The organism is Eisenbergiella porci (genome assembly GCF_009696275.1).
In the GTDB taxonomy this organism is placed as follows: domain Bacteria; phylum Bacillota; class Clostridia; order Lachnospirales; family Lachnospiraceae; genus Eisenbergiella; species Eisenbergiella porci.
In genome coordinates this window covers 1-14,703 of the sequence record NZ_VUMI01000055.1, presented here as the reverse complement: position 1 = coordinate 14,703, position 14,703 = coordinate 1, and the positions used below count along the sequence as shown (strand labels likewise).

Genomic DNA, 14,703 nt, shown 5'->3' with positions numbered 1-14,703 from the left:
TCCCCTTAATATGAATGAATTGTTCATTTAGCTATTTTGAGAAAGCGAGGACAACATTATGAAAATGAAAAAACTTCTGAAGGCGTGTTTCGTTGCCGCTGTGGGGCTGCTGATTTTAACCGGCTGTTCCAATAAGCAATCATCCACGCTGGCGAATGAGCTTACTTTTTCCTTAGATGATATATCGGAAGTGACTATATCGTATGACGAGGAAAAAGTGACATTTTATGAAAGCGAAAATAATGAGCTGACAATCAAAGAGTACATGACAGAAAACAAGAGCAGCTATTATGCAAAGGTAAACCAAAGCAGCAACAGTATTCAAATCAGCGAGGGCGGCAAGCCTTTTTTCAAAGATGATTTTTCCCGCTATGTTGAGGTTTATTTACCAGCGTCCTACCATGAGAGCCTGACAGTTACAACTACTGACGGGGATATTAATATTTCAGCTCTTGAAATGACCTTAAATGCGCTCCGCATTGACAGCACCGCCGGAGCAGTCAAGCTCAACATCGTGGCGGCGCAAAATATCCATCTGTCCACCACCAGCGGCGTTTTAGATGTGAACCGGCTGGAAGCCGACACGATCAGGGTTGATACAACCAGCGGCAGCTTCTCTTGTCATACGCTGAATGGAAATGTGGCCTATACCAGCACCAGCGGCAATGCAAACATTCAGTCCGCCATTGGCTCAGGTAACTATAAGGCGAACAATTCAGGCGAATTGAATGTGGTCTATACCGAAGTGACCGGCGACCTCTCATTCTATAACAAAAATGATAGCATCCATGTTACGTTGCCCGTCGATTTGGAATTTGAGTTCCAGGCCACAACAAAGAATGGGTCTGTTTCAACCAATTTTCAAGAAAGCATTTCTATGGATGGCAGGACAACAAGCGGAACTGTGGGCGAACATCCAACGGTAACAGTCAAAGTGGAAACAAATAACGGGGATATAGAGGTAACACAATGAAGCAAGCAGATAAAAAAGCGGCGGTCTGTATGGATAACGAGAAAAATTTACAGTGGTTGCCATTGCTCATAACACTGTGTTGTGCAGCCGTCACGTTGTTGATCTATATATTCTGCGTAGGCCAGAACGATTATGTTGTTTTTTTACAGGTGATTTCTGCGGCATTGATTCCTGCAATATTGCCGATAGTGTCTTATGCCACGAAAGAGATTTTTCCTTTGGTCTTGAATTTATTGTTTTCCATACATATTGTCCTTGCTGTTGACCTGGGATGTGCTATGTCATTTTATGATCGGTTTTATTGGTGGGATATGCTGATGCATGGCTGTTTCGGTTTAATTGCAAGCATGAGTTTCTATATTTTGCTTCTGAAATGGAATGGGAGAAATCTAAAGCGCTTCGGTTTCTTTGTACTCATTTTTCTCTCAACGATGGGGTGTGCCGCAATATGGGAAATCTTTGAATTTACCTGCGATCAGATATTGAATATTGATGCACAGCGAGTAATGGAATCTATTGCAATGGGTCACACGCCTGTTTACGACACCATGATGGATATAATCGTGGCCATAGCGGGGATTGCTATATTTTATATTAGCCTGCTCATTGATAGTTTTTGTAAAAACAAGCTGGGAAAATCTCTGTATGGGAGATTTGTTTATATTCCTGTAACAGCGAAGAACAAAGCAGCCAGTCAGGAGGTAGCGCAATGAAACATCGCATTTTTCCCATGAGCCTGATGCTGGCAATGATCACTCTAATTGGTGTCGTACTGTATTGGAACGGAAATTATGTGGTTTATATACTCGCATACATTTTTTCCTTTGTGTTCCTGCTCTGCTATGCGATTTTTGCAGCGTCTATCATATTAGAAAAGATCGTTCAGGTAATTATATACGCTCTCGTTTTAGCGGCACAAATTTTGTTTGCAGTTTTGGTTATACGCCCTGCCGACAGTACGGAATTACATTTTCATTTATACCGCTTGCTGGGGGTTCTGATTGTTCTTGCTCCCTTTCTTACCCGGCAAATATGTTTCTTCCATCATACGGACAACTGTATTGCCCCCTCGGTAAATGATTGGGCTGTGCTGTCCTATTCACAGCTACTTCAAGATCAGGAACTTATCACGGAAAAGATTGCAAAGGCAAAGCAGGCCAGAAAAATCTTATCGAAAGGATGCCTGCGGGAAATTATCGAAGATTTACCGCGCTATAATTCATTTGCCTATACCAATGACGGAACTCTGACAAACGAATATTTCAATACCGCAAAAGCATCTCTGGACAATGGCTACCTCTATTTGGTAATCACAAAATCCAAAAGCCCGTCCAGTGAAGTAATCGGCCTTTTTACAAACAGAGCATACAATCACGTTTCCATTTCTTTTGATCGTGAGCTGCAAACAATTATCAGCTACAACGGAGGCGATAAGCTGGAACCTCCCGGCCTTAATTCAGAAATTGTAAAAGGATTAACAAGGCGAAACGGTTCAACGGTTCTGCTTTACCGACTTTCGGCTACCCCCGCTCAAAAGAAGATAATATTGAATAAGGTACATGAAATCAACAGCGAGGGCAGCGCCTATAACCTGTTGGGTCTGCTTTTCAAAGCGTCATACCAGCCGAACATTATGTTTTGCTCTCAATTTACTTATACCATGTTGGAGCTGGCGGGCTTGAACTATTTTGAAAAAGCAGCAACCCATGTTCAACCAACAGATTTTATTGAATTGGACTATTACAGGAACCTTGAATATGTAACAGAGATAACTTTTGATAAGGCTAACCCCGATAATGGAGATCAAGCGTATGGAGAAACAACCGAATAGAATACCTTGCGAAAGTTTGGATTTTGTAGAAGCATCCCACCGTCACCGTGTATATCCTCTCATGTATTGCCACATGGAGATCATAGGCCATCTTGACATTGAGCGTTTGAAACAGTCTGTTTCCCTTTCAAGTGAAATTGTGCCAGAAATTCTGTGCGCTTATGATTTCAAAAAGAACTGCTTTGTCGATTTAGGATATACGGCTAATGACGTAGTACGATACACAGCAGAGAATATGACTTCTGTATTGCAGCAGGATTTAGATAGTCACCCACAATTCCAGATTTTTATTATCTCTCAAAGGAACCATGAACTTGTAATTGCTGTAATGAGCCATATTCTTGCTGATGGGGAGGGATTTTTACAATACCTTTATTTGCTGGCGGCGCTTTACAATGGGAAACGACTGAATAAGAACATCGAAAATCACCGCGACATTTCCCCTCTGTTGAAGAACATCCATGTTCTTGCTCCAACGGAGCAGGCCAAACGTCATAAACACCTGTCCATTTCTCCATTACGGCCAGCAGAAACGGGCAATCAATTTTTGTGCTTAACCAGCCAAATATCATCCTGTGATATGGAGCTTATTCACCAAAAAGCAAGGGCATCCGGCACAACTATGAATGATGTTTTTATGACAGCTTATGCCCGTGTGATTGCCCAACTTCAAAATATAAATACGGTAATTCTTCCATGTCCTGCTGATCTGCGGAGATTTTATCCAGAATTAGACACTTTGACTATTGCAAATATGACCGGGATATATCGGAGGATAACAGTTGAAATTCCCCCTGGATGTTCATTTGGTATGACCTTGCAACAAGTGCATATTGAACTGGCACTTCAAAAATCCCGGTATCGTTGTTTTGTAGGCATAAAAGCCTTAGATAGAATTTTTCATAAAGCCCCGCGGCTCCTGTTGGGACAAGCCGTAAAAGCCACCTACCGATTAACACCTGTATCATATACGAATTTTGGAATTATCAGCCATGAGAAGCTCTGCTTCACAGACTGTACCATTCAAAACTGCTTTTTGACAGGAACATACCGGCTACCACCTGATTTTCAGTTAACGATCAGTACGTTCAAGAATAGATGTACTTTGAATTGTACGTTGCAGGGATCTGCTGATGGAGAAAAAGCAGGACAATACATATTGGAGCTGATAAAGCAAGAAGTTCTTAATTGGATTGCTTGAGAAAAGATATGCCCGTTTAACACAGAAAAAGCGAAGCCAGCGGGCAAGGTTATTCCTCACCGGCTGGCTTCACTTGTTAGATTCTGTTTCCAGGTTTGTGTCCATCAATTCATTTGCCAAGGCCCGCGCGGTAGCTGCGATCAGCCGCTTCCCGCTGGACGGACAAGCCTTATATAGCCCTATGATTTCCTGAAGATCTTTGGTTTCCTTGTCAGACGCTGGATTGTAGAAAGCATCAAAGGATGTTCCAAGGGCTGTAATTAGCTTTTCCATTATATCAAAGGACGGATTGACATCCCCTTTTTCAATTTTGGCGATATGACGGACAGAAACGCCGGACACATCAGACAATCGCTCTTGAGTAAAGCCCCGGCTTTTCCGGGCATTTCTCATAGCATTGCCAAGTCTTGTAAAATCACTTTCCGGCATAATCGTTCACCTCAATAGTATTATATCGTTCTGGAAGGAGGAATTTAATCACCCTATCAGACGGGTAAACCAGCATTATTATTCCGGTTTTGAGTGGATGATATTCTAAAAATCATCCCAGACAGCCGTTAAAAAAAACGGCAGCTATCTGGGACGATTTTGTGCGCTCAAATTCAAGTAGCCGCCGTTGGAGGCGGCTATGATCTTTTTACCCCATATCTTCATCGTTCTCATAGCTCACCTTTTTGGTGAACTGCGAAAAAAATCCCAGGCTGCGCTCCACCCCTTTATGCCTATGAACCAGAACGATTAGCGTATGTAAAACAGAACAATCCGTCTGACAGGTGTTTTTACGCCGGATGCTCTATACGAGTGTCCGGCGCTTTTCATTGTCGAAAACAGGGAGTTCATGTCGGCTCCTGTGGGTGTCGTTCCCCGCCGCTTCCATTTCGGTTTCCCTTTGTCCCTGACAACTGAAATGGAGGTAAATTATGACCAAGATCAATCTGCGGGAACAGTATCCCGATTTTTATAAGACCGATTACATTATTGAGGTTCCTGATGAAGTAGCCGCTGTTATGAAAGAGCATGACCGCCTGGAGGCCGCATACCGCCGCCGTACATATTACCACAAGGCGTATTATTCTCTGGATCGCGGAGACGGCATTGAGTATGATGCCCTTTTCGTTTCCATGACCCCTTGTGAGCTGTATGAGCGCAAAGTGACGATGGAGCAGCTTCACGCTGCGATTGCCGCTCTGCCGGACAAGCAGGCCAAGCGCATCTACGCTCATTACTTCCTGGAGCTGACAGAATCAGCGATTGCCAAGAGTGAAGGAGTGAGCGTTGCATCGGTCAGCGAATCCATCCAGCGCGGTCTTCGGAACATGGAGACTTTCCTGAAAAATCGCCTGTAACACCCCTGAAACAAAGGCTCAAAGCCTCATGGTGATTAGAAGGACACGCTATCCTCGTGACCTGAAGCTCTTTGAAAATTGAATATACGGTATTACAGGTACGAAACCCGCGTGAGTAGCGGCATAAGACCCGGCGCGATGACGGCAGCTTGCAAGGAGGTGAAGCAGACAAGCTCCAGAGCGATGAACGGAAGTCTTAGACCCGGATGTGGCAATCCGGGCGCGATGACAGCGCGGGGGCTAACGATACTTTCTCACGACCTCCCAAAGACTGAGGGGGAACCCTGCGGCGCACGAGTAAAACGACGCCTGCGGAGTTATGACAGCCCTGCCAGGGGCGACCTGTAATATCCCTATCGTCAGGGGCGCGTGGCAAAAGTGGCGAATAAAAATATCTTGCAACAACTAATACAGCCGCACCGAAACTTTACCGTTATGTTATGACGGCTTCAATCTGTTCGGTGCGGCTGTCTTGTGAGATGCAAGACCTGTCGCCACAAGCAGACTTGTTTGCGGCGCATGGTGTTTCATCCCACATGGATCGAGACAATCAAACGCCATCATGAGAAAGGCGTCAAATACTACATAGGCCGCAAGATTGCTTGGATGTTCCGCAGCAGATATAATACAAGTACGTTGTGATGCATCCGATCAATCCGATTGCGGTGAAAGGAGGTCTTTGCAATCGGAGCTGTAACTACAACATCATCAGTTGGCAAAAGAACATATTCCGTGGATGAGGTACGAGAAATCCTCGGTATCAGCAGGAGGAAGGCTTATGAGCTGTGTAATTCTGACTGCTTCAAGGTGGTTCGCGTGGGCAGGGTCCTGCGGATCTCCAAAGTCTCTTTCGACAACTGGTTGGATAATTTCAATCAGATCGGAGGGCAATAAACATGGCATCTATCGTAAAAAGAGGAAAAGCCTACGCCGTGGTGTATTACGAAGGCGAAGGCAAAAACAAACATCAGGTATGGGAATCCGGCCTCAGCTATAACGCAGCAAAGTCCAGAAAAGCTCAGTTGGAGTATGAGGTATCTCAGAATATCCATATCGAACAGAATGATATGACCGTCAGCGAATTTCTCCATGAATTCGTTCAGAAATACGGAGAGAAGCGGTGGGTAGCATCTACCTATGACGGGAATGTTGGCCTGCTGGAGAACTATGTGTACCCGTACCTTGGAGACAAAAAGCTCCGCAGCATCCGCACCAAGACCGTGGATGACTACTATCACTTCCTGCTCTTTGAAGCAGAACCTGTGACCAACCCTGGAAAACCAAAGCGTGAGCATCTCACGACTTCGATTATCCATGATATTCACAAGGTTTTGCGCTGCGCCTTTAATCAGGCTGTGAAGTGGGAGTACATCGCGAAGAACCCGTTCTTGAACGCGACACTCCCGGAACACAAAGAGAAAAAGCGTGCCGCATTGACGCCGGAGCAGCTCCAGAAGGTCATGGAGTTTACGGACAGACCGGATATCTATGACTATTATCTGATCCACTGTGCGATTCATCTGGCCTTTGCCTGCAGTATGCGCGGCGGCGAGGTCGGCGGCGCACAGTGGGACAGATACGACCCCGCGAACCGGATGCTCTATATCGACAGGGTGATTGACCGTGTAGACAAAAAGCTGGCAGATACCCTTACCAAAATGGACATCATGTTCCGGTTTCCGAACCTGTATCCCGGAACCAGAACCCTGATCGTCCTGAAACAGCCCAAGACTGAGGGCAGCGTCCGAAATGTTTACATTCCGGAGACAGTTGCTCAAAAGCTGAAGGTCCTGAAGCAAATGCAGGACAAGCTCAAGGTCGAGTTGGGTGATGATGGGTATATGGATTACGGGCTTATCATCTGTCAGGCAAACGGCAGGCCAATCATGACGGAACACCTGAACAAACGCTTTAAGGAAGTCCTCGAAGCAATGGGTGATCCCACCATTGATCCCAGCGAGATCGTCTTTCACAGTATCCGCCATACCAGCGCGGGTGTAAAGCTCCGCTTGTCCGGCGGTGATCTGAAGGCGGTACAGGGCGATGGTGGTTGGAGTACACCGGATATGGTCACGAAACGCTATGCGCATATTCTGGATGAGGATCGGAGAATGCTGGCTTCTGAGATGGAGCAGCAGTTCTATCAGCAGGGCGGCGCAACCATACAGCCAGCAGCAACAGAGAAAGCGTCCGCGATGGACGCAAATGCCCTGGCTGCGCTGCTGACCAGCAACCCGGAACTGCTAACAAAAGTTCTTCAGTCTATCCAGACGGCTAATAATGGATGATTTTATTAGCAGTCACGCTGGGAGGTCAAAAACGCCTATTAGCAAAGGGCTTCTCAAAACCGGCTTTTCGGGTCGGAAAATCCGGCTTCTATTAGCAGAAAAGATTCTTCCGGCTACTGATGCAGACCATGCGCTTTCTATTAGCGGCAGCGAATTTCCAGCCGTTTATTAGCAGGTTTTATTAGCAAATCCGCAAAGGTGAACAAACCGGAAAAGTAAAAGAAAGCCGAAAACCCTGATAAATCAAGGCTTTCGGCGTGATTCCTGGCGTCCCCGGCGCGATTCGAACGCGCGGCCTTCCGCTTAGGAGGCGGATGCTCTATCCTGCTGAGCTACGGAGACGTATATGAAATTTTAAGGTGGGGTCCTCCCCAAAAGGTGTCCGCTCCTCGTTCTCTTAGGAGGCGTGTGCTCTATCCAGCTGAGCTATATGGACGTGTCTGATATATGATTATAGCCCGATCAAAGTCGAACTGCAATCCCTTATTTAGTTTTTTTTGAGGTGGCCGTTGTAACGCAACCTTAGGAGGGGGCTGTTATATCCATTTAACTAAGGAAACACATCTAGTATAATACTATATTTTAAAGAAAAAGTCTACTCTTTTTATAATATTAATTATTATATTTTTTTTCACGGTTTTATAATATATGGTTATTGTGCGTTTCATCAACTGATTTTGGCTCCTTTTCATTGATAATCCTTTTTTTCTTGGGATTTCAGTTGCAGGAGGCATCTCCGTTTCAGATATCTCTTTTCCAGGTATCTTTATTCCAGGGTTCTCTGTTTTTCAAATTATTGAAACGCACAAAACATATTTTATTTTTCTGCCTTTTTTTGAATTATTCAGGATAATTTACTGCTCCCTGGAGCCAGACTACCCCTTTGAATCTTCGGCCGATTTTAGGTTCGCCATAAAGATCTTTTTCATTAATACATACATCAAAGGTTAATTCATTGCAGTTAATCGTCATAAAGCAGATCTTTTCTTTTGTCAGCTTATTCATTACCGTATGGTATTCTGAAATTTCTCCTAATACAGAATATTGATCGCACTCCACACCATAAGGCATAAAATACGTGTCAACAAGGCTGAATACGTCTTCCTTCTGAATTCTTTTGGAGATAGTTGTGTAGGTATCCATATCCTCCAGCGTCAGGCTTTCAATAGCGTCTTCATCTCCCCGTCTGGCGGCCTCAATAAGCTGATTCCTTGTAATTGTGGACTGCTTGATCTTTTTCTTCTGGTTTTCACTTTTTATGATAGGCATCATAATTGATCCCTGACTTGCTAGGGCAGACAAGGTCAGGCTGGTACCTCTGACCGGAAGCTTATCTGCATTTTTGTATTTTATATAGGGGATCATGTTCTGCAGGTAAAAGATCAAAGTTACTCCTACCTTAATATCATCACACACACCTGCATAGGATTCCACTGCCGCATGACGTTCCACGCTCACATCCTCCATGGAACTGATGCCGGTTCCTCGCAGGTAGGGATAATAATAGTAGAAAATGAAATTATCACTTTCATCAAATTCCCCGCAAACTGCAATTCCCATGTTCTCTGCGAAATCCTTGCAAAACTCTACCAGGACCGTATCTTCTTTTCCATCAAGAGTGGTATAGTTTCTGGTTTCCGCATTCAGGATCACATCCTTTACCAGCTCCTGAATTTTCTTAGTTGATGTATACTCACTAAACCCCACTGATTTTAAAAATTTATGCAAGAATCTCACCTCACTTTTTGATTATTGTGCAATTGAGTTACTGATCAATATTGATCAGTAACTCAATCCTGTCTTATTTGATTTCAGTCATGCCGCCCATGTAAGGCTGAAGCACTGCAGGAATCCTGACGGAGCCGTCTGCCTGAAGATTATTTTCAAGGAAAGCAATCAGCATTCTCGGCGGAGCAACTACCGTATTATTTAGTGTATGCGCAAAGTATTTCCCATTTTCCCCATTTACACGTATTTTAAGTCTTCTTGCCTGTGCATCTCCCAAATTGGAGCAGCTTCCTACCTCAAAATATTTTTTCTGTCTGGGTGACCATGCTTCTACATCATAAGACTTCACTTTAAGATCTGCCAGATCACCGGAGCAGCATTCAATGGTTCTTACAGGAATATCCATGGACCGGAAAAGATCAACCGTATTCTGCCACAGCTTCTCAAACCACATAGCAGAATCCTCCGGTTTACATACAACGATCATTTCCTGCTTTTCAAACTGATGAATGCGGTATACGCCTCTTTCCTCCAGACCATGAGCACCCTTCTCCTTACGGAAGCAGGGTGAATAGCTGGTAAGTGTCTTGGGAAGCTCTTCTTCCTGTATGATAGTATCAATAAATTTACCTATCATGGAGTGTTCGCTTGTACCGATAAGGTATAAATCCTCTCCTTCAATCTTATACATCATGGCATCCATTTCTGCAAAGCTCATTACGCCTGTTACCACATTGCTTCTGATCATAAAGGGAGGTACACAATAGGTAAAACCTCTGTTAATCATAAAATCTCTTGCATAAGAAATAACTGCGGAATGCAGTCTGGCGATATCGCCCATCAGATAATAGAATCCGTTACCTGCTACCTTTCTGGCACTGTCAAGATCAATTCCATTGAACTTTTCCATAATTTCCGTATGATAAGGAATTTCGAAATCAGGAACAACAGGTTTGCCATATTTTGTGATTTCCACATTTTCCGTATCATCCTTACCAATGGGAACAGTCGGATCAATAATATTAGGAATTACCATCATATTTTTCAGGATCTTTTCCTGCAGCTGAGCTTCTTTCGCTTCCAGTTCTTCCAGCTTCTTTGCTCCGGCAGCCACTTCAGCTTTCTTTGCTTCCGCTTCTTCCTTCTTACCGGCCTTCATCAGTCCGCCGATTTCCTTGGAAATTTTATTTCTATTGGCACGCAGGTCATCAGCCTCCTGCTGTGTCTTTCTGCTTTCTTTGTCCAACTCAATTACTTCATCAACTAACGGAAGTTTGGAATCCTGGAATTTCTTTCTGATATTTTCTTTTACTGCTTCCGGATTTTCTCTTAAAAACTTAATGTCAATCATGATAAGGCTCCTCTCCTCATTTTATAATTAATAGCCAATGGCTTTATCTAATGCTTCTTTTTCTTCAGCGCCAAGTGTAATTGCACACTCACCCTTCTTTACTTCTTTTGTGTATGTATAACAGCCATCGCTGCTCTGCACGGAATTCAGTATAAAACCGTCATCCTTTTCATTCAGCAGACATAAACAAAAGCTGAGCTGTCCGCCCATCTGACTGAAGGCATCATATTTTACCATTCCCATTTTTTGATAACAATACTCTAATCTTTTCTGAATATCTTTAATTTCTTTTCTGTTTTTATCAGATTCCTTCTTTATGAAGTCGTTGTCCTCATATAGTCCTGTAATATCTTCTTCCAGACTCCCGGCATCCTTCCCCTTCATAAACTTTGATAGTTTTTTCTGTATTTTATTCAACTTATTGAACTGGATAATTATCAGAATCAAAAGTATTATTATAAAAACCAACAGGCCTATAAGCAAGTACGCAATATCCAATCCGCCTAATCCAATACTCTCCAGAAAGCTGCTTGACATCTTTTTCTCCTTTATATTTTTTATCCTGAGTACAGGAAACTCCTCTTCCTGTTATAACAATCAGACTCTCATTAACTGTTCCATAAGCCTGTCCAAATCATCATGGTTATAGAATTCTATTTCTATTTTACCTGCTCCATTATTCTTAGGTGAAATGGAAACCTTTGTGCCTAATGATTCTTTCAGTCTGTTTTCAATGTTCTGATAGATTACTTCCAGAGACTTGTTTTCTTTCTTTGGCGCCTTTTCGGGTTTATGAAGATCCTTTACCAGCTTTTCCACTTCCCGTACGCTCATCTTTTCATCAAAAACCTTCTGGGCGATCATATACTGCTCTTCCGGATCTTCAATGGAAAGCAAAGCTCTGGCATGGCCCGTACTGATCATTTCATTTACGACCATCTGTTGTACTTCATCACAAAGCTTGAGCAGACGCATGGAGTTGGTAACCGCTGTCCTGCTCTTGGATACTCTCTCTGCCACCTCATCCTGCTTCAGATTAAACTCTTCCAGAAGTCTTTTATAGGCCTGTGCTTCTTCAATCGGATTCAGATCTTCTCTCTGGATATTTTCAATCAATGAAATTTCTACAATTTCCTGATTTGTAAGATTCTTAATAATAACGGGAATCTCTTTTAATCCCGCCATCTTTGCCGCACGCCATCTTCTTTCTCCGGCAATTATCTCATAATGATTCTTCCTGTCCTGCACAATAATGGGCTGCAGCAGACCAAACTGTTTTATTGATTCCGCCAGCTCCAACAGTGAGTCCTCATCGAAATTCTTTCTGGGCTGTTCCCCGTTTGGTTCAACCATTGACAGCTTTACCATGGTTTCCGGGTTTTTATTTTCTACTTTTTCTTTACTTTCCTTTTTTTCTTTTGCTTCCCCAATAGTATTCGGGATCAAAGAATCAAGGCCTTTCCCCAGTCCTCTTGCAGCCATTATCATAAATCCTTTCTCTTTATAACTTCATTTGCCAATGCCATGTAGCTCTCTGCACCAGCTGATTTCGGATCATACATTGTTATCGGCAGGCCATAGCTCGGCGCCTCGGCCAGCCTTATGTTTCTGGGTATTACTGTTTTATATATTTTCTGATTCAGATTCTTCTTTACATTATCAACTACCTGTGTTGAAAGGTTTGTCCTGGAATCATACATAGTAAACAGTATTCCCTCAATCTGCAACTGAGGATTTAATCTTTCTCTCACAAGATTAACTGTGTGAATTAACTGGCTCAGTCCTTCCAGTGCATAATACTCACATTGTATTGGAACCAGAACCGTATTCGCAGTTGTCATTGCATTAACCGTCAGCATATTCAAGGAGGGCGGGCAATCAATTACCACAAAATCATACTGATCTCTTACCCAATCCACCTCATTTTTTAATATAAATTCTTTCTTATCTACACCAATTAACTCTATTTCTGCCGCAGCCAGGTTGACATTGGACGGTAATACAGTAACATTCGGAACTACTTCTTTAATCAGGCAGTCCTGAATTGTACATTCCCCCAGCATCAGTTCATAGATTGTATTGTCAAGATTATTCTTATCAATATTAAATCCGCTTGTTGTATTTCCCTGCGGATCCGTATCTATGACTAATACCTTCTTCCCTTTTGCAGCGAGAGCAGCCGATAAATTAATCGCTGTGGTTGTTTTACCAACACCGCCCTTCTGGTTTGCAATTGCGATAATTCTTCCCATTACATTTTTCCTTTCGTGTGCAATTGGACAAAACAAGATAGAGTCATTCTTCTGTCAACACTATATATTACTTTCTCACCCAAATAAGTACTTTATCGATTATATCACTTTTCTGGTTGATATTCTATAAGGAAATATTAGAATTTGGACTTTCTTTTCTTATATTATTGTTGGTTTTGTATTTAAAAAGGAAGTTTTGATTTTAAAATATAAGTTATTGAAGAAAATGTTTATTAATTTTATTGTGTTATTTTTCATTATATAAATTTTAGAGTATTTTATTTATATAATGAGTTATGTTTCACGTGAAACATAATTGTAAGTAAAGTTTAAAGCAGCTATATTAAAAGCTATATAAAATATAGTTTCTGGCAATATGTTTTATACAATCCTATGTTAATTATAATCTAATAATATTTCACGTGAAATATTATCAATATAAAAACAAAAGTAGAAACCATGCAAAAACTGCCACAAAACTACAAATCATTAACTTGTAAGATAACATGTGATGGTTTATAATAAATAAATACAGGAGGTATTACTATGAATAAAAAGCTTGGAACTGTAATTGCCCTCACAGGTATCGCTACTTTTACTATTCACATGATAAACAGAGTACAATTTTCTGTCAGTACTGTAAAGAATAATTTAGGTTGCCCTAATAATAAATATTATGAGTGGCGGTTTGGTAAGATACGATATACTAAAAAGGGGACGGGTACCCCTCTTCTCCTCCTCCATGACCTTACAGCCGGCAGTTCAGGCTTTGAATTTTCCGCTATAGTTGATTCTTTAGCTGAGAAGCATGAAGTATATACAATAGATTTTCTTGGTTATGGTTTATCAGACAAACCTAATATTACTTATACCAATTACCTTTATGTACAGTCTATTATAGATTTTATTAAGAATGTAATAGGTAAAAAGACAAGTATTATTGCAACAGGCGATGCTGCCCCAATAGCTGTTATGGCTTGCCATAATGATGGTGAAGTTATTGACAAAATGCTTTTCATTAATCCGCAAAGTATAAATAAGTTAAACCAGGTGCCAAGTAAACAAACTAAGCTATTGAAGTTCTTAATTGACACTCCCATCATTGGAACTTTTCTATATAATATGCTTACACGCAAAGAATATTTTAGGAAGAATTTTGAAGAAGAATGCTTTTATAATTCATCTGCTGTTACTGACGAAATATTGTCTAACTATGTAGAGGCTTCGCATGTTCCAGATTTCAATGCAAAATTTTCTTTTGCGAGCTATGTATGTAGATATATGAATGCAAATATAATTCATGCATTAAAAGAAATAGATCATAGTATGTATATTTTATATGGTGAAATGAAAGATGATATAGATACAATAGTTGATAATTATGTTTACTTTAACCAGTCAATTGAGACTTTTAGTATTCCTGATACTAAACAGCTATGTCATCTGGAATCACCTAATTCAGTTATAGAACAGATTAATATTCTTTTATAAGTTTGTATGTAATTTATAAAAAAGAGCTGTAGAAAAAATGACAGCTCTTTTTTATTTATAGTACTTACTCTTACTATTCTTTTTCAATAAACAAATAAAAATTATAGCTACTAAATATGATGTTGGGGTCAAAAGAGTTTGTAAAAACTCTCTGACCTACCATATAGTACCTTGAAAATTTTACACAATTGGATTTTTATCATTTTCCAGATGTTAGTAGTCAATACCAAAATGACTGTCAG

The 14,703-nt window shown here is 41.6% G+C and carries 14 protein-coding genes and 1 tRNA gene; 8 read left to right on the top strand and 7 right to left on the bottom strand.

The window, feature by feature from the left end; translation table 11 throughout:
• Positions 1–58: 58 nt before the first annotated feature.
• From FYJ45_RS23440 to FYJ45_RS23425, 4 genes are read left to right on the top strand one after another with little or no spacing between them, the layout of a single operon-like run.
• Positions 59–973 carry a DUF4097 family beta strand repeat-containing protein gene (locus FYJ45_RS23440; protein WP_154467453.1) on the top strand — a complete coding sequence of 305 codons (915 nt, stop codon included), beginning with the start codon at positions 59–61 and terminating at the stop codon, positions 971–973.
• Entirely contained in the window at positions 970–1,686 is a 717-nt protein-coding gene (locus tag FYJ45_RS23435; protein ID WP_154467452.1) for a hypothetical protein, read from the top strand. The genes FYJ45_RS23440 and FYJ45_RS23435 overlap by 4 nt, the downstream gene beginning before the upstream one ends.
• Positions 1,683–2,804: a hypothetical protein gene (locus FYJ45_RS23430; protein ID WP_154467451.1), complete on the top strand. Its 1,122-nt coding sequence runs from the start codon at positions 1,683–1,685 to the stop codon at positions 2,802–2,804. The genes FYJ45_RS23435 and FYJ45_RS23430 overlap by 4 nt, the downstream gene beginning before the upstream one ends.
• Positions 2,785–4,005: a hypothetical protein gene (locus FYJ45_RS23425; protein ID WP_154467450.1), complete on the top strand. Its 1,221-nt coding sequence runs from the start codon at positions 2,785–2,787 to the stop codon at positions 4,003–4,005. The genes FYJ45_RS23430 and FYJ45_RS23425 overlap by 20 nt, the downstream gene beginning before the upstream one ends.
• Before the next feature lie 69 nt (positions 4,006–4,074).
• On the opposite strand, the gene FYJ45_RS23420 is transcribed toward FYJ45_RS23425, so the two are convergent.
• Positions 4,075–4,434: a helix-turn-helix domain-containing protein gene (locus tag FYJ45_RS23420; RefSeq protein WP_154467449.1), complete on the bottom strand. Its 360-nt coding sequence runs from the start codon at positions 4,432–4,434 to the stop codon at positions 4,075–4,077.
• Between the two features lie 491 nt (positions 4,435–4,925).
• Here FYJ45_RS23420 and FYJ45_RS23415 point away from each other — a divergent pair, with 491 nt between their 5' ends.
• The 3 genes from FYJ45_RS23415 (at position 4,926) to FYJ45_RS23405 (ending at position 7,639) form a co-directional block, all read left to right on the top strand.
• Positions 4,926–5,351: a sigma factor-like helix-turn-helix DNA-binding protein gene (locus FYJ45_RS23415; RefSeq protein WP_154467448.1), complete on the top strand. Its 426-nt coding sequence runs from the start codon at positions 4,926–4,928 to the stop codon at positions 5,349–5,351.
• Between the two features lie 732 nt (positions 5,352–6,083).
• Complete coding sequence (locus FYJ45_RS31095; RefSeq protein WP_242857906.1) at positions 6,084–6,245, top strand: helix-turn-helix domain-containing protein; 162 nt, start codon at positions 6,084–6,086, stop codon at positions 6,243–6,245.
• A 2-nt stretch (positions 6,246–6,247) separates the two neighbouring features.
• A complete protein-coding gene (locus FYJ45_RS23405; protein ID WP_154467447.1) occupies positions 6,248–7,639 on the top strand; it encodes a site-specific integrase in 1,392 nt (463 codons plus the stop codon).
• 265 nt (positions 7,640–7,904) lie between these two features.
• Here the strand turns inward: FYJ45_RS23405 and FYJ45_RS23400 are convergent.
• The 6 genes from FYJ45_RS23400 to FYJ45_RS23375 all read right to left on the bottom strand — a co-directional run bounded on the left by FYJ45_RS23400 (position 7,905) and on the right by FYJ45_RS23375 (position 12,970).
• Positions 7,905–7,981: transfer RNA gene (locus FYJ45_RS23400), tRNA-Arg, on the bottom strand.
• A gap of 498 nt (positions 7,982–8,479) precedes the next feature.
• Positions 8,480–9,376, bottom strand: a complete 897-nt coding sequence (locus FYJ45_RS23395; protein WP_321170295.1) for a DUF3881 family protein — start codon at positions 9,374–9,376, stop codon at positions 8,480–8,482.
• Between the two features lie 64 nt (positions 9,377–9,440).
• On the bottom strand, positions 9,441–10,718 hold the full coding sequence (gene serS / locus FYJ45_RS23390) for a serine--tRNA ligase (RefSeq protein ID WP_154467445.1): 1,278 nt from the start codon (positions 10,716–10,718) through the stop codon (positions 9,441–9,443).
• A gap of 27 nt (positions 10,719–10,745) precedes the next feature.
• Positions 10,746–11,255, bottom strand: a complete 510-nt coding sequence (locus FYJ45_RS23385) for a DUF4446 family protein (RefSeq protein WP_154467444.1) — start codon at positions 11,253–11,255, stop codon at positions 10,746–10,748.
• 60 nt (positions 11,256–11,315) lie between these two features.
• Positions 11,316–12,206: a ParB/RepB/Spo0J family partition protein gene (locus tag FYJ45_RS23380; protein ID WP_154467443.1), complete on the bottom strand. Its 891-nt coding sequence runs from the start codon at positions 12,204–12,206 to the stop codon at positions 11,316–11,318.
• The gene (locus tag FYJ45_RS23375; RefSeq protein WP_025487937.1) at positions 12,203–12,970 is read right to left on the bottom strand and encodes a ParA family protein; all 768 of its coding nucleotides are present in this window, start codon (positions 12,968–12,970) and stop codon (positions 12,203–12,205) included. Before FYJ45_RS23375 ends, FYJ45_RS23380 begins: the two co-directional genes overlap by 4 nt.
• Positions 12,971–13,516: 546 nt before the next feature.
• On the opposite strand from FYJ45_RS23375, the gene FYJ45_RS23370 reads away from it, so the two are divergent.
• Complete coding sequence (locus tag FYJ45_RS23370) at positions 13,517–14,461, top strand: alpha/beta fold hydrolase (protein WP_154467442.1); 945 nt, start codon at positions 13,517–13,519, stop codon at positions 14,459–14,461.
• Positions 14,462–14,703 lie beyond the last annotated feature (242 nt).